19 protein-coding genes and 1 other RNA gene are annotated in these 22,761 nt (G+C 65.8%); 15 read left to right on the top strand and 5 right to left on the bottom strand.

Annotation, left to right across the window (positions count from 1 at the left end; all coding sequences use genetic code 11):
• Positions 1 to 31 precede the first annotated feature (31 nt).
• From CWS35_RS33675 to CWS35_RS33665, 3 genes are all read left to right on the top strand, one after another.
• Positions 32 to 1,621, top strand: a complete 1,590-nt coding sequence (locus CWS35_RS33675) for a DHA2 family efflux MFS transporter permease subunit (RefSeq protein WP_024580034.1) — start codon at positions 32 to 34, stop codon at positions 1,619 to 1,621.
• 365 nt (positions 1,622 to 1,986) lie between these two features.
• Entirely contained in the window at positions 1,987 to 3,786 is a 1,800-nt protein-coding gene (locus tag CWS35_RS33670; protein WP_100956887.1) for an ABC transporter ATP-binding protein, read from the top strand.
• An 84-nt stretch (positions 3,787 to 3,870) separates the two neighbouring features.
• Complete coding sequence (locus CWS35_RS33665) at positions 3,871 to 5,256, top strand: MATE family efflux transporter (RefSeq protein WP_100955512.1); 1,386 nt, start codon at positions 3,871 to 3,873, stop codon at positions 5,254 to 5,256.
• A gap of 30 nt (positions 5,257 to 5,286) precedes the next feature.
• On the opposite strand, the gene CWS35_RS33660 is transcribed toward CWS35_RS33665, so the two are convergent.
• Positions 5,287 to 6,030, bottom strand: coding sequence for a sulfite exporter TauE/SafE family protein (locus CWS35_RS33660; protein WP_024580037.1), 744 nt, complete (start codon positions 6,028 to 6,030; stop codon positions 5,287 to 5,289).
• A 105-nt stretch (positions 6,031 to 6,135) separates the two neighbouring features.
• Between CWS35_RS33660 and CWS35_RS33655 the strand changes: the two genes are divergently transcribed.
• Positions 6,136 to 6,852 (top strand): alpha/beta fold hydrolase, encoded by a 717-nt coding sequence (locus CWS35_RS33655; protein ID WP_100955511.1) that lies wholly within the window; start codon positions 6,136 to 6,138, stop codon positions 6,850 to 6,852.
• A gap of 38 nt (positions 6,853 to 6,890) precedes the next feature.
• Here CWS35_RS33655 and CWS35_RS33650 read toward each other — a convergent pair whose 3' ends face one another.
• The 3 genes from CWS35_RS33650 to rnpB all read right to left on the bottom strand — a co-directional run bounded on the left by CWS35_RS33650 (position 6,891) and on the right by rnpB (position 8,237).
• Positions 6,891 to 7,349 carry a hypothetical protein gene (locus tag CWS35_RS33650; protein ID WP_311538665.1) on the bottom strand — a complete coding sequence of 153 codons (459 nt, stop codon included), beginning with the start codon at positions 7,347 to 7,349 and terminating at the stop codon, positions 6,891 to 6,893.
• Between the two features lie 131 nt (positions 7,350 to 7,480).
• Entirely contained in the window at positions 7,481 to 7,660 is a 180-nt protein-coding gene (locus CWS35_RS33645) for a hypothetical protein (protein WP_024580040.1), read from the bottom strand.
• A 162-nt stretch (positions 7,661 to 7,822) separates the two neighbouring features.
• Positions 7,823 to 8,237, bottom strand: an RNA gene (gene rnpB / locus CWS35_RS33640) — RNase P RNA component class A.
• Between the two features lie 147 nt (positions 8,238 to 8,384).
• Between rnpB and CWS35_RS33635 the strand changes: the two genes are divergently transcribed.
• Both CWS35_RS33635 and CWS35_RS33630 read left to right on the top strand, forming a co-directional pair.
• A complete protein-coding gene (locus CWS35_RS33635) occupies positions 8,385 to 8,738 on the top strand; it encodes a YciI family protein (RefSeq protein WP_024580041.1) in 354 nt (117 codons plus the stop codon).
• A 69-nt stretch (positions 8,739 to 8,807) separates the two neighbouring features.
• Positions 8,808 to 10,043: an RNA polymerase sigma factor gene (locus tag CWS35_RS33630; protein WP_100955509.1), complete on the top strand. Its 1,236-nt coding sequence runs from the start codon at positions 8,808 to 8,810 to the stop codon at positions 10,041 to 10,043.
• A 114-nt stretch (positions 10,044 to 10,157) separates the two neighbouring features.
• Here the strand turns inward: CWS35_RS33630 and CWS35_RS33625 are convergent, their stop codons facing one another.
• The gene (locus CWS35_RS33625) at positions 10,158 to 11,033 is read right to left on the bottom strand and encodes an N-acetylmuramoyl-L-alanine amidase (protein WP_024580043.1); all 876 of its coding nucleotides are present in this window, start codon (positions 11,031 to 11,033) and stop codon (positions 10,158 to 10,160) included.
• A gap of 469 nt (positions 11,034 to 11,502) precedes the next feature.
• On the opposite strand from CWS35_RS33625, the gene rsmH reads away from it, so the two are divergent.
• The 9 genes from rsmH to murG all read left to right on the top strand — a co-directional run bounded on the left by rsmH (position 11,503) and on the right by murG (position 22,759).
• Positions 11,503 to 12,498 (top strand): 16S rRNA (cytosine(1402)-N(4))-methyltransferase RsmH, encoded by a 996-nt coding sequence (gene rsmH / locus CWS35_RS33620; RefSeq protein WP_100955508.1) that lies wholly within the window; start codon positions 11,503 to 11,505, stop codon positions 12,496 to 12,498.
• Between the two features lie 2 nt (positions 12,499 to 12,500).
• Complete coding sequence (locus tag CWS35_RS33615) at positions 12,501 to 12,950, top strand: hypothetical protein (protein WP_024580045.1); 450 nt, start codon at positions 12,501 to 12,503, stop codon at positions 12,948 to 12,950.
• Positions 12,951 to 12,961: 11 nt separating this feature from the next.
• On the top strand, positions 12,962 to 14,722 hold the full coding sequence (locus CWS35_RS33610) for a penicillin-binding protein 2 (RefSeq protein ID WP_024580046.1): 1,761 nt from the start codon (positions 12,962 to 12,964) through the stop codon (positions 14,720 to 14,722).
• Between the two features lie 92 nt (positions 14,723 to 14,814).
• Positions 14,815 to 16,272 (top strand): UDP-N-acetylmuramoyl-L-alanyl-D-glutamate--2,6-diaminopimelate ligase, encoded by a 1,458-nt coding sequence (locus CWS35_RS33605; RefSeq protein WP_100955507.1) that lies wholly within the window; start codon positions 14,815 to 14,817, stop codon positions 16,270 to 16,272.
• The gene (locus CWS35_RS33600; protein WP_100955506.1) at positions 16,269 to 17,699 is read left to right on the top strand and encodes a UDP-N-acetylmuramoylalanyl-D-glutamyl-2,6-diaminopimelate--D-alanyl-D-alanine ligase; all 1,431 of its coding nucleotides are present in this window, start codon (positions 16,269 to 16,271) and stop codon (positions 17,697 to 17,699) included. The genes CWS35_RS33605 and CWS35_RS33600 overlap by 4 nt, the downstream gene beginning before the upstream one ends.
• 10 nt (positions 17,700 to 17,709) lie before the next feature.
• Positions 17,710 to 18,816: a phospho-N-acetylmuramoyl-pentapeptide-transferase gene (mraY, locus tag CWS35_RS33595; RefSeq protein ID WP_024580049.1), complete on the top strand. Its 1,107-nt coding sequence runs from the start codon at positions 17,710 to 17,712 to the stop codon at positions 18,814 to 18,816.
• A gap of 8 nt (positions 18,817 to 18,824) precedes the next feature.
• Positions 18,825 to 20,225 (top strand): UDP-N-acetylmuramoyl-L-alanine--D-glutamate ligase, encoded by a 1,401-nt coding sequence (gene murD, locus CWS35_RS33590; RefSeq protein WP_100955505.1) that lies wholly within the window; start codon positions 18,825 to 18,827, stop codon positions 20,223 to 20,225.
• A 246-nt stretch (positions 20,226 to 20,471) separates the two neighbouring features.
• Entirely contained in the window at positions 20,472 to 21,623 is a 1,152-nt protein-coding gene (ftsW, locus tag CWS35_RS33585) for a putative lipid II flippase FtsW (RefSeq protein WP_100955504.1), read from the top strand.
• Positions 21,624 to 21,658: 35 nt separating this feature from the next.
• Complete coding sequence (murG, locus tag CWS35_RS33580; protein WP_100955503.1) at positions 21,659 to 22,759, top strand: undecaprenyldiphospho-muramoylpentapeptide beta-N-acetylglucosaminyltransferase; 1,101 nt, start codon at positions 21,659 to 21,661, stop codon at positions 22,757 to 22,759.
• Positions 22,760 to 22,761 lie beyond the last annotated feature (2 nt).

Genomic DNA, 22,761 nt, shown 5'->3' with positions numbered 1-22,761 from the left:
CGCGGTCCGAGGCTCGGAGCCTGATGAGTCCATGGCCGACGCGACCACTGCCTCGCCTTCGATGATGACCGGCGCGCCGGAGTCCGAGCGCATCCAGCCGAAGCGGCTGTTTGCCTTCATCATCATGGTGTTCGGCATGTTCATGTCGATCCTGGACATCCAGATCGTCTCGGCGTCGTTGACCGAGATCCAGGCCGGCCTGTCGGCGTCGTCGACCGAAGTGTCATGGGTGCAGACTGCCTATCTGATCGCCGAGGTGATCGCGATCCCGCTGTCCGGCTTCCTGTCGCGCGCGCTCGGCACCAGGCTGTTGTTCGCGATCTCGGCGATCGGTTTCACGGTGTCGAGCCTGTTGTGCGGCTTCGCCTCGTCGATCGAGCAGATGATTCTGTGGCGCGCGCTGCAGGGCTTTCTCGGCGCCGGCATGATCCCGACCGTGTTCGCCTCGGCTTATACGATCTTCCCGCGCTCCAAATTCTACATCGTGGCGCCGATCATCGGCCTGGTCGCGACGCTGGCTCCGACCGTGGGCCCGACCGTCGGCGGCTACATCACCGACCTGATGTCCTGGCACTGGCTGTTCTTCATCAACATCGTGCCCGGCATCATCATCACCATCGGCGTGCTGGCGTTGGTCGATTTCGACCAGCCGAACTTCGCGCTGCTGGAGCGCTTCGACTGGTGGGGCCTGATCTTCATGGGCGGCTTCCTCGGCTCGCTCGAATATGTGCTGGAAGAAGGCCCGCAATATGAATGGCTTCAGGACACTTCGGTGGCGATCTGCGCCGCGGTCTGCTTCGTCTCGGCGATCGCCTTCTTCTGGCGGGTGCTGACCGCGGAGGAGCCGATCGTCGATCTCTATGCCTTCTCCAACCGCAACTTCGCGGTCGGCTGCGTGCTGCAATTCTGCGTCGGCATCGGGCTGTATGGCCTCACCTATGTCTACCCGCGCTACCTCGCCGAGATTCGCGGCTACAGTGCGCTGATGATCGGCGAGACCATGTTCATCTCGGGCTTGACGATGTTCTTCATGGCGCCGGTGGTCGGGCGGCTGATGCAGAAGGTTGATCTGCGCTACATCATCGCCTTCGGTCTCGTCACCTTCGCGCTCGGCTCCTGGCAGATGACCTGGATCACGCGCGAGTACGATTTCTACGAGCTGCTGGTGCCGCAGATCCTGCGCGGCATCGGCATGATGTGCGCGATGGTGCCGACCAACAACATCGCGCTCGCGACGCTGCAGCCTGACCGCGTCAAGAATGCCTCCGGCCTGTTCAACCTGATGCGCAACCTCGGCGGCGCGGTCGGGCTCGCCGTCATCAACGAGGTGCTGAACGACCGGACCGATCTGCACATTTCGCGATTGCAGGACCGCGTGACCTGGGGCAATGCCAACGCGGTCGAGACGCTGAACAATTTCACCCAGCGCCTGCAAGGCATGGGCGATGCCGCCACCATGGCGATGAAACAGCTCTCGCAGCTCGTGCACCGCCAGGCCCAGGTGATGAGCTATGGCGACGCATTCTTCATGCTGTCGCTGTTCTATGTCGCGCTCAGCCTGCTGGTGCTGTTCGTCAACAAGCCGCCGCCGATGACCGCAGGCGGCGGCGATGCGCACTGATCGCGCCAACAGCGCGCGCGGTGTGCACCCGCTGGCGTGAAGAGCGTTGCACGATCGACACATTGCCGCACTCACGCGCTTGTCATCTTGCCAAGCGCGCGTGATGCATTTATAAGCAGCGCCATCGTTTCACGAACCGGGGAGATGCACATGATGTCGTTTGTTTCGCAGACCGTGCGCCCGCGTTCGATGCTGCTGGGCGCGCTCGCGCATTAGGTCCCGGCGCTGATCGGGTTCGATGCCCGATCATTCAAACTTCCCAACACCTTACCGATTGTTTTCAGCGACGCCTGCGGCCGGATTCCGTCCGCGCGTCGCCTCAGATGGAGCCGGCCGGCGCAGCGCATGCGTGGCTGGAATGTACCATGACCTCTCTGACGACCAAGCGACCGGCCGCGATCCGGATCGTCTTACCATTCGTGTTCCGCCATTGGCTGGAGCAGCCGGTGCGCGCCTTCGCCGTGACGGCGGGCTTTCTCGGTGCGACCGCCGCCGACCTGTTCATGCCGGTATTTTCCGGCCATCTGGTCGACGCGCTGACCGCGGGCGCCACCGATGCAGCCGCACGCCATGCGGCGATGCTGGCGTTCGGCGCCATCGTCGGCCTCGGCGCGCTCTCGCTGCTGCTGCGGCTGGTCGGCATCCAGACCATCGTGCCGTTCACGCTGAAGACCATGTCCGATGTCGGACAGCAGGCCTTCATGCGGGTGCAGCGCTTCTCGACCGACTGGCACGCCAACTCATTCGCGGGCTCCACCGTGCGCAAGGTCACGCGCGGCATGTGGGCGCTCGATCTGCTGAACGACACCATCCTGATGGCGCTGCTGCCGTCGTTCATCGTGCTGGTCGGCTCGATGATCCTGCTCGGCATGCACTGGCCGCAGCTCGGTGCCGTGATCGCGATCGGGTCGGTGATCTATGTCGCGATGACCATGCTATTCCAGGTGCATTACGTCGCGCCCGCCGCGCGCGTCTCCAACGCCTGGGACACCAAGGTCGGCGGCACGCTGGCCGATGCCTTGACCTGCAACGCGGTGGTGAAGTCTTTTGGCGCCGAGAGGCGCGAGGACATCCGGCTCGACGGCGTCATCAGCCGCTGGCGGCGCCGGGTGCGGCGGACCTGGTTCCGCTACAACCACACCTCGACGGCGCAGCTCCTCGTCCTGCTGTGCTTCCGCGCTTCGGTGATCGGCGGTGCGATCCTGCTGTGGGCGCAGGGCCACGCCACGCCGGGCGACGTCACCTATGTGCTGACCAGCTACTACATCATCCACGCCTATCTGCGCGACGTCGGCATGCACATCAACAATCTGCAGCGCTCGGTGAACGACATGGAGGAGCTGGTGCAGATCCATGACGAGCCGCTCGGCATCGTCGATGCGGAAGGCGCCGTGCCGATCGACATCCAGGGCGGCCGCATCGTGTTCGACGACGTCACGTTCCACTATGGCGGCCATCGCCTGCCGCTCTATGATGGACTGTCGATCGACATCGACGCCGGCGAGCGCGTCGGCCTGGTCGGACGCTCCGGCTCCGGCAAGACCACCTTCGTCAAGCTGGTGCAGCGGCTGTACGACGTCACCGGCGGCAAGATCCTGATCGATGGTCAGGACATCGCGCAGGCGACGCAGCAATCGTTGCGCAGCCAGATCGCGATCGTGCAACAGGAGCCGATCTTGTTCCATCGCACCTTGGCGGAGAACATCGCCTACGGCCGGCCCGGTGCCAGCGGGGATGCGATCGAGCAGGCGGCGCGGCTTGCCAATGCGCATGACTTCATCATGCGGCTGCCGAAAGGCTATGGCACGCTGGTCGGCGAGCGCGGCGTCAAGCTGTCGGGCGGCGAGCGGCAGCGCGTCGCGCTGGCGCGCGCCTTCCTGGCGGATGCGCCGATCCTGATCCTGGACGAGGCGACCTCGAGCCTCGATTCGGAATCCGAGGCGCTGATCCAGCAGGCGATGGAGCGGCTGATGAAGGGCCGCACCGCGATCGTGATCGCGCACCGGCTGTCGACCGTACGCAGCATGGACCGCATCCTGGTGTTCGATCGCGGCGAGATCGTCGAGCAGGGCACGCATGAGGTGCTTGCCGTGCGTCCCGGCGGTATCTACCGCGGCTTGTTCGAGCGTCAGGCGACCGAGTTCGGCGAGGTCGCGGCGGAATGATGCAACGGCGCGTGGCTGATGCGCTGATGTTCTTCAGCCACGCGCCGAGTTGATATTGAGACTGGATTTGAGAATGGAATTGCAATGAAAGACCTCACGCGCGGCTCCATCGTGAGCCACATATTGACCATGGCGCCTCCGATCGTGGTCGGCATGATCACGATCATGATCTGCCAACTGGTCGACCTCTACTTCGTCGCGGGTCTCGGCGATGCCGCCGTTGCGGGCGTGGCGGCAGCCGGCAATGCCGGTTTCCTCGTCAATGCGCTGATGCAGGTGCTTGGCGTCGGCACCGTCGCGCTGATCGCGCATGCGGTCGGCCGCAAGGACCGCGCCGACGCCAACCTCGTGTTCAATCAGTCGATCGTGCTGTCGGTGCTGTGCGGGCTGCTGACGCTCGGCGCCGGCGCCGTGCTGTCGCGCCCCTATATGCGCTCGATCGCAGCCGACCAGGCCACCGTCGACGCGGGCACCATTTATCTGTTGTGGTTCATGCCGGCACTGGCGCTGCAATTCATCATCCAGGTGATGGCGTCAGCGCTGCGGGCGACCGGCATCGTGCGGCCCAGCATGCTGGTGCAGGCGGTCGCTGTCATCATCAACATCGCGCTGGCGCCGGTCCTGATCGCCGGCTGGGGGACCGGTCATGCATTGGGCGTTGCCGGCGCGGGTCTGGCAAGTTCGATCGCCGTTCTGATCGGCGTGCTGATGTTGTTCGCGTATTTCCGCAAGCTGGAACGCTATGTCGGGTTCGATCCCGCGCAATGGCGTCCACAGCTGCGCCAGTGGGCGCGGATCCTCAATGTCGGCTTGCCTGCGGGTGGTGAGTTCGCGCTCATCTTCGCATGGATGGGCGTGATCTACTATGTGCTGCGCGATTTCGGCCCGGCGGCGCAGGCCGGTTTCGGCATCGGTACGCGCGTGCTCGGCCTGATCCAGATGCCGGCATTGGCGGTCGCGCTCGCTGCCGGTCCGATCGCCGGACAGAACTTCGGCGCCGGCAATGGCAAGCGTGTGCAGGAGACCTTCGTCAAGGCGGTGTCGATCGGCACCGTCGTCATGATCGTCTTCACGATTCTCGCGCACTGGAAGCCGGGGTTGCTGCTCGACGGCTTCTCGAACGATCGCGAGACCATGGCCGTCGCCGCCCAGTTCCTGTACTTCGTTTCGATGAATCTCGTCGCGCAAGGACTGGTGTTCACCTGCAACAGCATGTTTCAAGGCCTCGGCAACACCAGGCCGGTGCTGGTGAGCTCGACCGTGCGGCTCGTCACCTACGCGGTGCCGGTGATCTGGCTCTCGACGCAGCCCGGCTTCCGGATCGAGCACGTTTGGTACTTGTCGATCGTGACGACGACGCTGCAGGCCGGTTTGAGTTTGTGGTTGCTGCGTCGCGAATTCAGGAAGCGTCTCGCTCCGCTGGCGCGCGAGGTTGCGCCCGAGCGCGTTGGTCTCGAGCCGGTCGGGTGATTGGCTCAGCCAGCGTGCCGTGGCGGTTCATCATCGCGGTGCCAGCCCGTTCCACACCAGCGCTACGCCGGACAGAAACAGCAGCACCAGCACCACGTCGGCAAAGTTGCGGTCGCTGAGCGCGTGATACAGCCGCGCGCCGAGCCAGGCGCCGAGCAGCGTCCCCGGAAACGCGCAGGCGGTCAGCCAGATCAGCTCGGGCTTGACCAGGCCGCTTGCGATCTGAACCAGAAGCGCGGCCGCCAGGATCGTGAAATTGAAGATCTGGAACACGCCGCGGCGCTGTTCCTTGCCCCAGCCGCGCAGGCTCGCCCACAGGATCGGCAGCGGGCCGGACAGTCCGGCGAGGCCGCCGAGGATGCCGCCGGCAAATCCGATCGCGGCGTCGGCCCATTTGCCGCCGAAACTGATCGACATTGGCTTGCGTTGCAGGAACAGCAAGGTCGGAAACACCAGCAGGAAGATGCCGATCGTCAGTTTGAAGACGTCGGGATCGGCGCGTGCGATCAGCCGGATGCCGATGGGCACGCCGGCCAGGCCTGCGATGACGAACGGCCAGACCAGGCGGAAATCGATGTGTTTCCAGATCGAGGGCAGTGTCGAGAGCTGCGCGATTACCGAGCAGACCAGCACCAGCGGCACCGCCAGCGTCGGCGGCAGCACATAGAGCCAGATGCCGAGCGCCATCAGCGCAGTGCCGAAGCCGGCGAGACCGGAGACGAAACCACCGGCTAGCGCGCCGAAGAAAAGGACCGCGTAGCTTGCCGGGGTCATCCCTATCTCGTTGTTGTGATCGTTGCGGCGACGTTTACACCACGCGAGCGGTGGGTACACTTCAAAATCGCCGCTCATCAACGACAATCGGAATGGAATATCCCCATGACTGCGAGTTCGTCGAAAACCTTTCTGGTCTGTCACGGCGCCTGGTCGGCAGGATGGGCGTGGAAGAAGATGCACCCCCTGATGCAGGGCGCCGGCCACCGGCTGGTCACGCCGAGCTACACCGGGCTCGGCGAGCGCGCGCACCTCGCGCATCAGGGGCTCGACCTGGAGGCGCATATCCAGGACATGCTCGGCGTCATCTCATATGAGGATCTGCGCGATATCGTGCTGGTCGGGCATTCCTATGGCGGCATGGTCGCGACCGGCGTCGCCGACCGGGCGCGGGAGCGTATCGCGCAGATGATCTATATCGACGCCTTCGTGCCGCGCGATGGCCAGTCGTTGTTCGATCTCAACGAGGTGGCGATCGACAAGATGCGGGAGGCGGCGCGCAATGGCGACGGCTGGCGCATTCCGCCGATGCCGACGCCGCCGGATACGTCTCCCGCGGACGTCGAGTGGCTGACCGCCCGTCGTGTCGACATGCCGATCAAATGCTTCGAGCAGAAGCTGAAGCTCCAGCACGGCGAGACGAGTCTTCCGCGCAGTTACATCTATGCCACGCGTATCACGCCGGCGGATACGTTCGGCCAGTTTGCCAGGCGCACGAAGCACGAGGCCGGCTGGCGCTATCGCGAGATCGATGCCAGCCACTCGCCGAACGTCACCGCGCCGGAGGCGCTCATGACGATGCTGCAGGATATCGTCTCATAGCGGCCTCAAGGGGCGGCCGCAGGCTTCGTCTGCTTCGGTCAGCGCTTGTCGCGCACGGCCTGGGCGACTTTCGTGGCCTGTGACACGCGTCCGATTCTCGAGCCCGCAATGATCTTTCGCCGGCGTTCGCTCGGCTTCGACGTCATGCCTGCGCTCGCGGTTGCTCCGGCTGGCGGACGGGACGTGAAGTTCGCGGCCCGGTGCATCGCGAGGGCCTTTCGAGCGGCTTCGATATGCGCGGTCCGCGCTGCCAGATCGTGCTGACGCTTGAGCTCCGTGTTGACCCGCTTCAGCGCCGCAGCGAACACCTGCTTGCGTTCGGAGGCATGCGCGGCGGTTCCTGGAAAGCTTGCTCCGCGCGGCTCGCCCTTGCCGCGGCTCTCGCGCTGCTTGTGCCGGCTGACCGTGCGCTCTTTCGCGCGCATCTGGCGCAGGCGGGGGCGCAACGCCTCGAGATCGGCCACTGCGACGTCGTAGATGGCGGGATGATGCGTCACGCGGACCGTCTCATATTCCTCGTGGCTGAGAATGCTGCGTTCGTATTTGCAGGCGACCGACATCTTCACTCCTCCTCTTGATTGCTTGAATCTCCGGCAGAAGGACACGTCCAGCTCCAGCGAGTGGGCTCTTACTTTCCTGTTTCGTCGTCCTTGAGGCGAATCCCCTCGGTCCGCAAAGCCGTAAGGAGAGCCGCGATATCTTCGGGCTCCATATTGTTGGGGCACATCCCGTTGAGCTGTTCGGTCGTGATCGTGCCGCTGCTCTTGGCGACGTCTCGGGCCTTCGCCATGATCTTCTGAAGATCCATCTGCGATCCTCCGCGAAGCGGCCAGTCTAGCAGATGAGGCGCGATTGTGGTGGAGGATATGGCGAGGGGCCCGGCGTGTTGCGCCGAGCCCCTCATGGACCATCTTCAAGACGCGTTTTCTTCACGCGAACCGGAAACCCACTTCGCTCGAAAACGCTTTAGAGCATCAGCCGGCCTGTAAGCCGGGTTCTGTAGGGCACCATTCTTTCGAATGGTACGTGACGGCCATTCCTCTGGGACAAGGTTTGCACCTTGCCTCGAGCAACCTACCCGGACAGCGGGCCTGACATCGCCCTGCGGTGTTATCGCGCGTGCGCGAACTAACCGCGTTGCCGTCCCTATTCGGTTTTGCTCCCGGTGTGGTTTGCCATGCCGTCGCCGTTGCCGGCAACGCGGTGCGCTCTTACCGCACCTTTTCACCCTTGCTTCCTCCGGAGAGGGAGCGGTTCGTTCTCTGTGGCACTTTCCCTGGGGTCGCCCCCGCCGGATGTTATCCGGCACCGCATGTCGATGGAGCCCGGACTTTCCTCCCCCGCGGCCTTTCGACACTTGCGGGAGCGGCCGTCCGGCCGACTGACGGCCATGGCATGGGCGCTTCCGCCGGTCCCGTCAAGCGGATTACGCCCGCCAAGGCGGCCAAAATAAATTATCCTGAAGATGTCGTTTGGCCTGTCGCCCGTTCGACTGGGTGTCGGCGATCCAGCCGATCAAGAGGAGAGACGAGATGCAATACCTGCTGCTGATCTACCGGAGCGACGCGACCTATGCCCACATGACCGCCGACGACCGCAAGAAGCTGACGTCGGAGTATGCGGCCTACACCCAATCGATCATCCAGAGCGGGCACTTCAAGGCCGGCGATGGCTTGCAGCCGGTATCCACCGCGACCACGGTGCGGGTTCGCGATGGCAAGACGCTGACCACCGATGGGCCGTTTGCGGAAACCCGCGAGCAACTCGGCGGCTACTATCTGGTCGATGCCAAGGACCTCGACACCGCGCTCGGCCTCGCCGCGCGGATTCCTGGTGCCCGGGATGGTTCGATCGAGGTGCGCCCGGTGATGATCTACGACAATTAAGTCCGGCCAACGTTTCGGGGCGATGCGCTTACATCGCTCCGGAACGACGATTTCTCATCGAGTGGTGCGATGACCCCGAGCCAGATCGAAAAGGTGTTTCGCGACGAGGCGGGGCGGGCGCTCGCCACGTTGATCCGTCTCGTCGGCGATTTCGATCTGGCCGAGGATGCGTTGCAGGATGCGTTCGCGGTGGCGCTGCAACGCTGGCCGATCGGTGAATTTCCCGCCAATCCGCGCGCCTGGCTGGTCAATGTCGGCCGCAACAAGGCGATCGACCGGGTGCGCCGCGCCGCCAGCTTTCGCGGCAAGCAGCAGCAATTGACGCATCAACTGCTGCTCGATGCGGAAGCGCCGCCCGAGCCGGCCGATGCCAGCCTCGATGACGACATGCTGCGGCTGATCTTCACCTGCTGCCATCCGTCCTTTGCCGCCGAAGTTCAGGTCGCGTTGACCTTGCGCACGGTGTGCGGTCTGACGACCGCACAAGTGGCGCGGGCGTTTCTGGTCAGCGAGGACGCGATGGCGCAGCGCCTGCTGCGTGCCAAGCAGAAGATCAAGCTCGCCGGCATTCCCTATCAGGTGCCGGAGCGCGAGGCGCTGGAGCCGCGGCTCTCTGGCGTGCTCGCGGTGATCTACCTGGTGTTCACCGAAGGTTATGCCGCGACCGCCGGCGAGGATTTGATGCGGCCCGATCTCGCGCGCGAGGCGATCCGGCTGGCGCGGCTGATCGATGCGCTGATCCCGGCGCGCGGCGAGATCAAGGGCCTGCTGGCCTTGATGCTGCTTCACGATGCGCGCCGCGCCGGCCGCCAAACTGCGACCGGCGACATCGTGCTGCTCGAGCAGCAGGACCGTTCGCTGTGGGATGTCCGGCAGATCACCGAGGGCGTGAAGCTGGTCGAGGAGGCGCTGCGAATGCCGGGCCGCCCGCAATCCTACGCGGTGCAGGCCGCGATCGCCGCCTTGCACGCCCGCGCACCGAGCTTCGCGGATACCGACTGGCCGCAGATCGCCGGTCTCTATGAGGTGCTGCTGCGCATCAGCCCGTCGCCGGTGATCGAGCTCAACCACGCCGCCGCGGTGTCGATGGTCGACGGCCCGGCGCGCGCGCTCGATCTGATCGATGCGCTGGACGCGCGCGGCAGCTTGAGGGGATACGACCAGCTGCCCGCAGTGCGTGCCGATCTGTTGCGCCGTCTCGGCCGCAACGACGAGGCGCGGCAGGCCTATCTCGCCGCCTCGGCCGCAACCCAGCTCGAGCCGCTGCGGCGGCTTTATGCGCGGCGGATTGCCGAACTGGGGTGATTGACGTCTCCACGTCATTTGCGAGGAGCGAAGCGACGAGGCAATTCACTTATCCCCGAGTGGAGGAATGGATTGCTTCGCTTCGCTCGCAATGACGCTGGGCAGAGACCGAGCCTACTTCGCCTTCGCCACCGTAGCTTGCACCACCGCATCCGGCGGCAGGCTCTCCAGCAACGCGTGCAGCGTCGCCATGGTGGAGCGGTCGGCGATCCCGTCGACACGTTCGGGGCGGAAGTGACGCTGGAAGGCGGTGACGACCTCCATGGTCGGCCCGTCGAACTTGCCGTTGGTCGGGATGTTGTAGCCGTAACGTCGGAATGCGGCCTGCATGTTGGAGACGCTGTCGCTGATCGCGCCGAGTTGCAGCGCATCGCCGCGCACGATCCGCGCCGGCTGCACCCAGTGCCCGACGCCGGAATTGGCCAGCGAGTGCCACGGGAATTTCTCGCCGGGATCCTTCTTGCGCCCCGGCGCGACGTCGGAATGGCCGAGCACGCGATGCGAGGGCACCTTGCGGCGAAGCATGATGCCGCGGCACAGCGCGATCACGGCCGCGATCTGGCGCAGCGGAAAATCTGGATAGCCCCAATCGTGGCCGCGATTGACGATCTCGACACCGATCGAGCAGGAATTGATGTCGTCCTCGCCCGCCCATGCGGACACGCCGGCGTGCCAGGCACGCATGCTCTCCGGCACGCATTGCACGATGCGTCCGTCCTCCAGCACGATGTAATGCGCGGAAACCTCGGTGCCCGCCGTGCAGAGCTGCGCGATCGCGCCTTCGACGTCGGGCATGCCGGTGTAGTGCAGCACGATCATGTCGGGTTGCCGGCCGCCCGCGCGTTCGCCGAAATTCACCGACGGGATCACGTCGGAGGCGATCGATGAGTCCGGCGTGAACATCTTCGCGTCGGCCACGCCCTTCGGAACGGGAAGGACGCGCTGACGCTTCGAATCAGCGTTGCCAGACGAGGACGAACCAGAAGCCATACGAATCACTCAAACCCGACGAGAGACCAGCATTTTGACATATGGATAAGCCAAATAGGCATTTACTATTCCTTTACCCTGCGGGTCGGGCAATCGGGCTGCCGGTTCCGGGGGACGCATTATGCCCGGACTGTGCGCCCGGAGCATCACTCGAATACGCATCAAAGGCGCGCCATCGCGCTAACCGATCATCAACGTTTTCTTAACGCTAAGTGCCGTTACTGAGGGTGAAGTGCCGAACCGGTTTCGGGGGACGGCCAAGGCTCCGCTGCTTGCGCGAAATCCCATGGAAACCCTCCCAATTCCGGTCGGATATCAGGATTTGCGACCGGGGACGGGAGTTGGCGCTGGCATCACGCAGCAACGCTTTCGCAGCGATGGTCGGGCAAGGCGCGAGGATTCGAGGCGCAATGAGTCGGCGCGCAGCCAGCTTGCATACCAGTCACGCGGTCCCGCCCGGGGACGGCGCATGAACGAGCGTGCGTCGCGTCACATTTCGGTGCTCGGCCACGAGGCGGTGGCATATCTCGCGCCGCGCGCCGGCGGCATTTATGTCGATGCCACCTTCGGTGCCGGCGGCTACAGCCGGATGATTCTCGACGTCGCCGATACCCGCGTGATCGGCATCGACCGCGACCGCACCGCGATCACGCGCGGCTTCGATCTGGTCGACGGCGCGGGCGGCCGGCTTACGCTGGTCGAGGACCGCTTCTCCAATCTTGCCGAGGTCTGTGCCGCGCAGGGCGCGGATGCGGTCGACGGCGTCGTGATGGATGTCGGCGTCTCCTCGATGCAACTCGATCAGGGCGAGCGCGGCTTTTCGTTTCGGCTGGGTGGACCGCTCGACATGCGGATGGGGCAGAGCGGCCCGACCGCAGCCGATGTGGTCGCGACCGCCTCCGAGAAGGAACTCGCCGACATCATCTATATCTTCGGCGAGGAGCGCCACTCGCGCGGCGTCGCCCGCGCCATCGTCGCCGCACGCAAGGATGCGCCGATCACGACGACGGAGGCGTTGGCCGAACTCGTCGCGAAAGTGGTGCGCGCCAAGCCGAACGAGATCCATCCGGCGACCCGGACCTTTCAGGCGCTGCGCATCTTCGTCAATGAGGAACTCGACGAGCTCTATCTGGCGCTGGCCGCCGCCGAGCGCGTGCTGAAGCCGGGCGGCCGGCTCGTCGTGGTCTCGTTCCATTCGCTGGAAGACCGCATCGTCAAGAATTTCCTCGCCGAGCGCGGCAAGGTTGCCGGCGGCTCGCGGCATCTGCCCGAGGTCGCGCAGTCCGCCCCGAGTTTCCAGATCCTGACCAAGCGACCGGTCGTGCCCGGCGACGCCGAGATCGCGGCCAATCCGCGCGCGCGCTCCGCAAAACTGCGTGCCGCCGAACGCACCGCAGCGCCGATGCATGCGGACGACGACTTGCCGTCGTGGCCGCGGCTCTCCGACCTGAAGCGGGGAGGCTGACGATGCGCCTTCTCCATCTCCTCGTCATCGGCATGCTGATCTTCGCGGCGTCCTATGTCTATCGCATCAAGATGGAATCGACCGCGCGCGTCGAACGTGTGCTGCAACTCAATGCCGAGATCCGCGAGCAGCGCAACGCGATCGCCACTCTGCGCGCTGAATGGGCCAAGCTCGATGCGCCGCTCAGGTTGCAAGGACTTGCCGAGCGGCATCTGCCGCTGAAGCCGATCAACGCCAACCAGTACGATTCCCTGAAGAACCTGCCCGAACGGCCGCCGAGCTTCACGCGGCCGGGCTCGCGTGATCCGATCGGCGCGATGATCGACACCATCGAGGCCGCCGCCGCGCCCGACAGCACGACAGGATCGATCGACAAGGCGCCGACCGATCAGCCGGCCGCCGAGCAGCCTGCGCCCGACGAATCCGAACAGGGCGGGGGAGATCAGCAATGACGGGACCAGCCATGACCGATCCGGCGGCCCCCGCCAACAATCCGGCCGCGAAACCGATCGAGCCCTGGAGCCAGCGGCTGATCCGCACGCTGCTGTACGGCAGCAATGTCGACCGTGCGGCCAAGGCGCGCGCGCGCGTCGGGCTTGCGATCCTTGCCTTCGCGGCGGTCTATTGCGTGCTGGCCGGGCGGCTGGTGCTGTTCGCCATCGGTGCCGACAGCCATAGCGCGCGGCGCGCCGCGTCGCAGGACGCCATCGCGACCGCGCGGCCCGACATCACCGACCGCAACGGCGCGATCCTCGCCACCGACGTCAAGGCGCCGAGCCTGTTCGCCGAGCCGCGCCGCCTGATCGACAAGGACGAAGCGATCGAGCTTTTGACCGGGGCGTTGCCCGATCTCGACACCAGCGAGGTGCGCGACCGGCTGTCGTCGCGCAAAGGCTTCGTCTGGCTGAAGCGCGAGATCACGCCGAAGCAGCAGCTCGACATCCACCGCCTCGGCCTGCCCGGCGTTGGCTTCCTGCGCGAGAACAAGCGCGTCTATCCGACCGGCAACGAGGTCGCCCACCTGATCGGCCTGGTCAACATCGACAACCAGGGCATCGCCGGCATGGAGAAGTGGCTGGACAATAACGGTCTGGCCGATCTGCATCGCGCGGGCTTCGCCACCGACCGCCTGCAGAAGCCGGTGGAGCTGTCGGTCGATCTCCGCGTCGAGCATGCACTGCGCGACGAACTGATCAAGGCGAAGGAGAAGTTCAAGGCCAAAGCGGCTTCGGGTCTCGTCTCCAATGTGCGCACCGGCGAGATCGTCGCGATGGTGTCGCTGCCGGATTTCGATCCGAACAATCCGAAGGAAGCGCACGATCCGGACCGCATCAACCGCCTGACCACTGGCGTCTACGAGATGGGCTCGACCTTCAAAGCATTCACGCTGGCGATGGCGCTGGATAGCGGCCGGTTCGACCTCAACTCGATGTGGGACGCGCGGGGCCCGCTGCATTACGGCAAGTTCGCGATCCATGACGATCACAATCTCGGCCGCATGATCAACATGAAGGAGGTGTTCTACTATTCCTCCAACATCGGCGCCGGGCGCATTGCGCTGGCGATGGGCGTCGACGCGCACAAGGCCTTCCTGCGCAAGATGGGGCAGCTCGAGCGGCTGCGCACCGAATTGCCGGAGAGCGCCTCGCCGATCGTGCCGAAGAGGTGGGGCGAACTGAACACCGTCACCATCTCGTTCGGCCACGGCATCGCAGTCGCGCCGTTGCAGGCGGTGATGGGCATCGACGCGCTGGTCAATGGCGGCTACCTGATCCCGCCGACCTTCCTGAAACGTACCGAGCAGGAGGCGATGGCGCTGGCCAAGCGCGTCATCAAGCCCGAGACCTCGGACAAGATGCGCTACCTGATGCGGCTCAATGCCGAGGTCGGCACCGCCAAGAAGGCCGACGTCAAGGGCTACTATATCGGTGGCAAGACCGGCACCGCCGAAAAGGTGGTCAACGGCCGCTACGCCAAGAAGCGCGTGTTGAACGCGTTCACCGCGATCCTGCCTGCCGACAATCCGAAATACCAGCTCCTGATCATGCTGGACGAACCGCAGCCCCTGAAGGAGACCTACGGTTTCATCACTTCAGGCTGGAACGCGGTGCCGACCGGCGGCAACGTGATCGCCCGAATTGCGCCGCTTTTGGGCGTCGAGCCGCGATTCGATCTGCCGCCGTCCGACCGCCTTATTCTTGCGGCATCCAGAACAACCCAGTAAGGCGTATGTTCACAGCATGATCCGGAAAGTGTGCAGCGGTTTTCCGGATAGATCGTGCGGCGCCAGAACGGCGCCGGCCAGACTGGAAGATCATGAGACTTCGCGACCTCTTCGGCGCTGACGCCACGATCGATCCGAATGCCGACACCGTTGTGGTCGGCGGGCTTGCGGTCGACAGCCGTGCGGTGAAGCCGGGCGACCTGTTCTTCGCATTGACCGGCAGCAAGACCGACGGCGCGCGCTTCGTCGACGCGGCGATCGATGCCGGCGCGGTCGCGGTCGCGGGCGACCATCCGCCGCAGGCGCCGCTTCGCGTTCCATTCGTCGTCACGCCCAATCCGCGCCGTGCGCTGGCGCTCGCGGCCGCGACATTCTACCCGCGCCAGCCCGCGACGATCGCGGCGGTGACCGGCACCAGCGGCAAGACCTCGGTCGCGGCCTTCACGCGTCAGATCTGGCAACGGCTCGGCCATGCTTCCGCGAGCATCGGTACCATCGGTCTGGTCTCGGACAAGCGCACCATCTACGGTTCGCTGACCACGCCGGATCCGATTGCGCTGCATCGCCAACTCGACGAGATCGCGGGCGATGGCGTCACCCATCTTGCGTTCGAGGCCTCCTCGCACGGCCTCGACCAATATCGTCTCGATGGCGTGCGCATCCAGGCCGGCGGCTTCACCAACCTGTCGCGCGATCACATGGATTATCATCCCGACGTCGCGCACTATCTCAACGCCAAGCTCCGCCTGTTCCGCGACCTCGTCACGCCCGGTGGCGCGGCGGTGATCTCGGCGGATCATGATTGCTCGGCTGAAGTGATCGATGCGGCGCGCGCCCGCGGCCTGCGGATCATCACGGTCGGCCGCAACGCCGATGCGAGCGAGGGCATCAAGCTCACTGAGGCCACCATCGAGGGCTTCGCGCAGAAGCTCGCAATCGCGCATCGCGGACGCAATCATGCGATCCGGCTGCCGTTGGTCGGCGAATTCCAGATCGAGAACGCGCTGGTCGCGGCGGGGCTCGCGATCGGCACCGGCAGCGCCGCCGATGACGTTTTCGGCTGTCTCGAACATCTCGAAGGCGCCAAGGGTCGGCTCGAACTGGTCGGCGAGCACAATGGCGCGCCGATCTTCGTCGACTACGCCCACAAGCCCGATGCGCTCGCCAAGGCGTTGCAGGCGCTGCGGCCCTATGCGAAGCGCAGGCTGGTCGTGATCTTCGGCGCTGGCGGCGACCGCGACGCCGGCAAGCGCCCGATCATGGGCGCGATTGCCGCCGAGAATGCCGATCACATCATCGTCACCGACGACAATCCGCGCAGCGAGAAGCCCGAGGTGATCCGCGCCGCGATCATGGCCACCGCGAAGGGCGCGCGCGAGATCGGCGACCGCGCCGAGGCAATCCGCGTCGGCATCGCCGGCCTTGCACCGGGCGATGCGCTGGTCGTGGCCGGCAAGGGCCACGAGATCGGGCAGATCGTCGGCGGCACGACGCTGCCGTTCAGCGATCACGAAGCAGTCGCGAAGGCGTTGGCCGAGGAGGGCGCATGAGCACGATGTTGTGGACCTCGGATGCGATGGCGACCGCAATGCGCGCCGCGCCGCAAGGCGCGCTGCCGGATGGCGTCACCGGTCTTTCGATCGACAGCCGCACCATCGCCGCGGGCGAAGCGTATTTTGCGATCAAGGGCGACGTCCATGACGGCCACGCCTTCGTCGAGGCCGCGCTGAAAGCCGGCGCTGGCCTCGCCGTGGTCGAGACCGCGCAACGTGAAAAGTTTCCCGCCGACGCGCCGCTGCTGGTGGTCGACGACGTGCTCGCCGGCCTGGTCGAACTCGCCCATGCCTCGCGTGCGCGGCTCAAGGCCCAGATCATCGCGGTCACCGGCTCGGTCGGCAAGACCTCGACCAAGGAGGCGCTGCGCCGCGTGCTGTCGGCGCAGGGCGAAACCCATGCCTCGGTGGCGTCGTTCAACAATCATTGGGGCGTGCCGCTGTCGCTGGCGCGCTGCCCGGCGAGCACGCGTTTCGCGGTGTTCGAGATCGGCATGAACCATGCCGGCGAGATCACGCCGCTGGTGAAGATGGTGCGGCCGCATGTCGCCATCATCACCACGATCGAGCCGGTGCATCTGGAGTTCTTCTCCGGCATCGAGGCGATCGCCGACGCCAAGGCGGAGATCTTCGCAGGGCTCGAGCCCGATGGCGCCGTCGTGCTCAACCGCGACAACGGCCAGTTCGCGCGGCTGCAAAAGAAGGCCGGGAAAGCCGGCATCTCGCGCATTGTCTCTTTCGGTACCGACAAGCGCGCCGAGGCACGGCTGCTCGACCTCTCGCTGCACGCGACCTGCTCGGCGGTGCATGCGGATATTCTGGACCACGACATCACCTACAAGATCGGCATGCCCGGCCGCCACATGGCGATGAACTCGCTCGCGGTGCTGGCCGGCGCTTCGCTGCTCGGCGCCGATCTCGCGCGCGCGGCGCTGTCGCTGTCGCTGCTCGAGGCACCGACTGGCCGCGGCCTCCGCCGCACGGTCGAGGTCGGCCATGGTGAGGCGACGCTGATCGACGAGAGCTACAACGCCAATCCGGCCTCGATGGCGGCCGCGCTCAACGTGCTCGGCCAGGCCAAGGTCGGGCCGCATGGCCGCCGGATCGCCGTGCTCGGCGACATGCTCGAGCTCGGGCCGACCGGGCCCGACCTGCACCGCGGCCTCAACGAAGCCGTGACCGCCAACCGCATCGACCTCGTATATTGTTGTGGTCCGCTGATGCGGAATCTGTGGGATGCCCTTTCCACCGGCAAGCGGGGAGGCTATGCCGAGAGCTCGGCGGCGCTCGAAGCGCAGGCGGTCGCCGCGGTCCGTGCCGGTGACGTGATCATGGTGAAGGGCTCGCTGGGATCGAAGATGAAGCTCATTGTCAGCGCGCTGGAAAAACGCTTCCCCGACAAGGCCGCGCACGAAGCGGTATAGGACCCTTTGAATGTTCTACTGGTTGATCGAACTGTCCAACACCGTTCCGGGGTTTGGGGCATTCCGCAGCGCGCTGAACGTGTTCCGCTACATCACCTTCCGCACCGGCGGCGCGATGGTGACCGGCGCGCTGTTCGTGTTCCTGTTCGGGCCCTGGATCATCGATCACCTGCGGCTTCGGCAGGGCAAGGGCCAGCCGATCCGCGCCGACGGGCCGCAGTCGCATCTGATCTCCAAGAAGGGCACGCCCACCATGGGCGGGCTGATGATCCTGTCCGGCCTCGTGGTCTCGACGCTGCTGTGGGCCAATCCGCTCAATCCCTATGTCTGGATCGTGCTGGCGGTGACGCTCGGCTTCGGCTTCGTCGGCTTCTATGACGATTATCTGAAGGTCACAAAGCAGTCACACTCCGGCTTCGCCGGCAAGCTCCGCCTGCTGATCGAGGCGGCGATCGGGCTCGCCGCCACCTACGCGCTGGTCCGGCTCGGCCGCGACGTGTCCTCGACCTCGCTCGTGATTCCCTTCTTCAAGGACCTCGTCATCAACTTCGGCTGGTTCTTCGTGATCTTCGGCGCCTTCGTGATGGTCGGCGCCGGCAACGCCGTGAACCTGACCGACGGCCTCGACGGTCTTGCGATCGTGCCCGTCATGATCGCTGCCGCGAGCTTCGGCATGATCTCGTATCTCACCGGCAACGCGGTGTTTTCAGACTATCTCCAGATCAATTACGTCGCTGGCACCGGCGAACTGGCGGTGCTGTGCGGCGCGGTGTTGGGGGCGGGTCTCGGCTTCCTCTGGTTCAACGCGCCGCCTGCCTCGATCTTCATGGGCGACACCGGCTCGCTCGCGCTCGGCGGCATGCTGGGCGCCACCGCGGTCGCGGTGAAGCACGAGATCGTGCTCGCGGTGATCGGTGGCCTGTTCGTGCTGGAGGCCGTGTCGGTGATCGTGCAGGTCGCCTCGTTCAAGCTCACCGGAAAACGCGTGTTCCGGATGGCGCCGCTGCACCATCATTTCGAGCAGAAGGGCTGGACCGAGCCGCAGATCGTGATCCGGTTCTGGATCATCTCGGTGATGCTGGCGCTGGCCGGCCTCTCCACCCTCAAGCTGCGCTGAGCTCGATCATGATCCCGGTCACCTCCTTCGCTGGCAAGACGGTCGCGGTGTTCGGGCTCGGCGGCTCCGGCCTCGCGAGCTGCCATGCGCTGAAGGCCGGCGGCGCGGAAGTAATCGCAGCCGACGACAATGCGGATAATGTCGCCAGGGCGGCGCAGGCCGGCTTCACCACCGCCGACCTGCGTACCGTGTCATGGGTGAATTTCGCCGCGCTGATCCTGACTCCGGGCGCGCCACTGACCCATCCGGCGCCGCACTGGAGCGTGCTGAAAGCGCGCGAGGTGGGATGCGAGGTGATCGGCGACGTCGAACTGTTCTGCCGCGAGCGGCGCCGTCACGCGCCGAACGCGCCGTTCGTCGCCATCACCGGCACCAACGGCAAGTCGACCACGACGGCCTTGATCGCGCATCTGATGAAGGTGGCCGGCTACGACACCCAGATGGGCGGCAATATCGGCACCGCGATCCTGTCGCTGGAGCCGCCGCGGATGGGCCGGGTCCACGTCATCGAGATGTCGTCCTACCAGATCGACCTTGCGCCGTCGCTCGATCCCTCGGTCGGCATCCTGATCAACATCAGCGAGGATCACATCGATCGCCACGGCACGCTGGAGCATTACGCGGCCGTCAAGGAGCGGCTGGTCGCGGGCGTCCAGCAGGGCGGCACTGCGATCACCGGCGTCGACGACATCTGGTGCCGCAACATCGCCGACCGGTTGGATCGCGCCGGCAAGCGCGTGGTGCGCATCTCCGTGAAGAACCCGCTGCCGGACGGTCTCTATGTCGAGCACGAGACGATCGTGCGCGCACAGGGCGCGGCGCGCAGCGAGATCGCGCGTCTCGGCGGCATCGGCTCGTTGCGCGGCCTGCACAATGCGCAGAATGCTGCCTGCGCCGCGGCCTGCGCGCTGGCGATGGGCATCGCCACCGACGTGTTGCAGAACGGCCTGCGCAGCTTCCCGGGCCTGGCGCATCGCATGGAGCAGGTCGGCCGTCGTGGCCACGTGCTGTTCGTCAACGACTCCAAGGGCACCAACGCGGACGCGGCCGCGCATGCGCTGTCGTCGTTTGCCGACATCTACTGGATCGCCGGCGGCAAGCCGAAGGCCGGCGGCATCACCGGCCTATCGGAATATTTCCCGCGTATCCGCAAGGCCTATCTGATCGGCGAGGCGGCGGCTGAATTCTCCGGCACGCTCGGCGAGCGCGTCCCGCATGAGATGTCCGGCACGCTCGACGTCGCGATCGCCAGCGCCGCGCGCGATGCCGAAGCATCGGGGCTCGCGGAAGCCGTCGTGCTGCTGTCACCGGCCTGCGCCTCGTTCGACCAGTACCGCAATTTCGAAATCCGCGGCACCGCCTTCCGCGACATCGTCCAGGCGCTGCCCGGCGTCAAGCCGGTGGTGTGACCGGCGTTGCGCCAATGTCGCGCCGCCGTCATTCCGGGGCGTCCGCAGCACGAGCCCGGAATCCATTGAACCACACATCCTGCGGCCGAACGGATTGCGGGCTCCCGCTTCGCGAGCCCCGGAATGACGGCGATGTCGCGCGCCGCGACTTCCAAAGCTCTCCCTCAAAAGTTACCCAACCCGTTAACCCCTTGGAAACCATCCTGCGCCACGAATGGACGTTATCTCTGCCATCTGGGGACGCCCATGCTCGCCCGTGACCAACGCACCCCGTTCTCGGACTGGTGGTGGACCGTCGACAAACTGCTGCTGTTGGCGATCGCCGCGTTGATGCTGGCTGGCGTCATCCTGTCGCTGGCGGCGAGCCCGCCGGTCGCGACCCGGATCGGGCTCGATCCGTTCCACTTCTTCAACCGCCACGTCATGTTCCTGGTGCCGTCGCTGATCGTGCTGATCGGGGTGTCGTTCATGACGCCGCGGCAGATCCGGCGCACCGCGCTGATCGTGTTCGTGGTCTCGATCGCGCTGATCGTGCTGACGCTACTGGTCGGGCCCGAGGTCAAGGGCTCGCGTCGTTGGATCACGCTGCTCGGCGTCAACATCCAGGCCTCCGAAGCCGCCAAGCCGTCCTTCGTCATCGTGGCGGCGTGGCTGTTCGCGGAATCGACCAAGCGGCCGGAAATGCCGGCGACCTCGATGGCGCTGGTGCTGTTGATGATGCTGGTGACGCTGCTGGTGATGGAGCCCGACTTCGGCCAGACCATGCTGATCCTCACCGTGTGGGGCGCGCTGTTCTTCATCGCGGGCATGCGGATGATCTGGGTGTTCGGCCTCGCCGGCGCCGCCGGCGCCGGACTGTTCGGCGCCTATCTGCTGGTGCCGCACGTTGCCGGCCGCATCAAGCGCTTCATGAATCCGGCCTCCGGCGACACCTTCCAGGTCGACACCGCGATGGAGGCGTTCTGGAACGGCGGTTGGTTCGGGCTCGGGCCGGGCGAGGGCATCGCCAAACGCAGCCTGCCGGACAGCCACACCGACTTCGTGTTCGCGGTCGCGGCGGAGGAGTTCGGCATCATCCTCTGCCTGATGCTGGTCGCGCTGTTCGGCTTCATCGTGATCCGCACGCTGACCCGCGCCTACGCCACCGAGGACATGTTCTCGCGCTTCGCGGCTTCGGGGCTTGCGATCCTGTTCGGCGTGCAGGCGACGATCAACATGGCGGTCAATCTGCAACTGATCCCGGCCAAGGGCATGACGCTGCCGTTCATCTCCTATGGCGGCTCGTCATTCGTCTCGCTCGCCTATGGCGTCGGCATGATGCTGGCGCTGACGCGGCAGCGGCCGCGCACCGAGATCGAATCGATGGAGGGTGCCAGCACGCAGCGCGCCTACGCGTAGGTGACTGTGACTGCGGCGTCGGTTATCTGGAAACCATGGACAACGCGCCCCTGATTCTGCTGGCGGCCGGCGGCACCGGCGGCCATTTGTTCCCGGCCGAAGCGCTCGCCGTGGAGCTGATCAGGCGCGGCCTGCGTGTCCGGCTCGCGACCGACGGCCGCGCGCTGCGCTATTCCGGCCTGTTCGGCCGGGACAGCATCGATCTGGTGCCGAGCGCCACCGTGCGCAGCCGCAACCCGATCTCGCTTGCACAAACCGTGCTGATGCTCGGCTACGGCACGCTGGTGGCCGCCAACCTGGTGCGTCGGCTGAAGCCTGCGGCCGTCGTCGGCTTCGGCGGCTACCCGACCCTGCCGCCGCTGATGGCGGCGCGTCTGCTCGGCGTTCCCTGCATCATCCATGATGCCAATGCGGTGCTCGGCCGCGCCAACCGCTTCCTCTCCGGCCGCGTCAATGCGATCGCGACCTCGCTGCCCGGTGTGCTCGATCGCGATCCGGCGCTGGCCGGCAAGGCGACCACCGTCGGCACGCCGATGCGGCCGGCGATCCTGGCCGCCGCCGCAGTGAAATACACGCCGCCCGAGGTCGACTGGCAGTTGCGCCTGCTCGTCGTCGGCGGCAGCCAGGGCGCGCGGGTGATGAGCGATATCGTGCCGCCTGCGATCGAGCAGCTCGAACCTGCATTATGGAGCCGGCTGATCGTCACCCAGCAGGTGCGCGAAGAGGACATGGCGCGGGTGCGCGCGGTCTACGACCGCCTCAAGATCAACGCCGAGCTCGCGCCGTTCTTCGCCGATCTGCCGGCGCGGCTGGCCTCGAGCCAGCTCGTGATCTCGCGCTCCGGCGCCGGCACCGTCGCCGAGCTCGCCGCGATCGGGCGTCCGTCGATCCTGGTGCCGCTGCCGGGTGCGATCGATCAGGACCAGTTCGCCAATGCCGGCGTGCTCTCGCAGGCGAATGGCGCGCTGCGTATCAAGCAGAGCGACTTCACGCCGGAACGGCTGGCGAGCGAGATCTCGGCCTTCGCCGCCGAGCCCCAGAGGCTGACCGCGATGGCGGAGGCCGCGCGCGGTGTCGGACGGCTCGACGCCGCCGAGCGGCTCGCCGACCTGGTCGCGAAGGTGGCCGGGATTTGATG

This window comes from Bradyrhizobium sp. SK17 (assembly GCF_002831585.1).
GTDB lineage: Bacteria > Pseudomonadota > Alphaproteobacteria > Rhizobiales > Xanthobacteraceae > Bradyrhizobium.
Note: the sequence above shows the minus strand (reverse complement) of the source record. Positions and strands in the feature narration are given on the sequence as shown.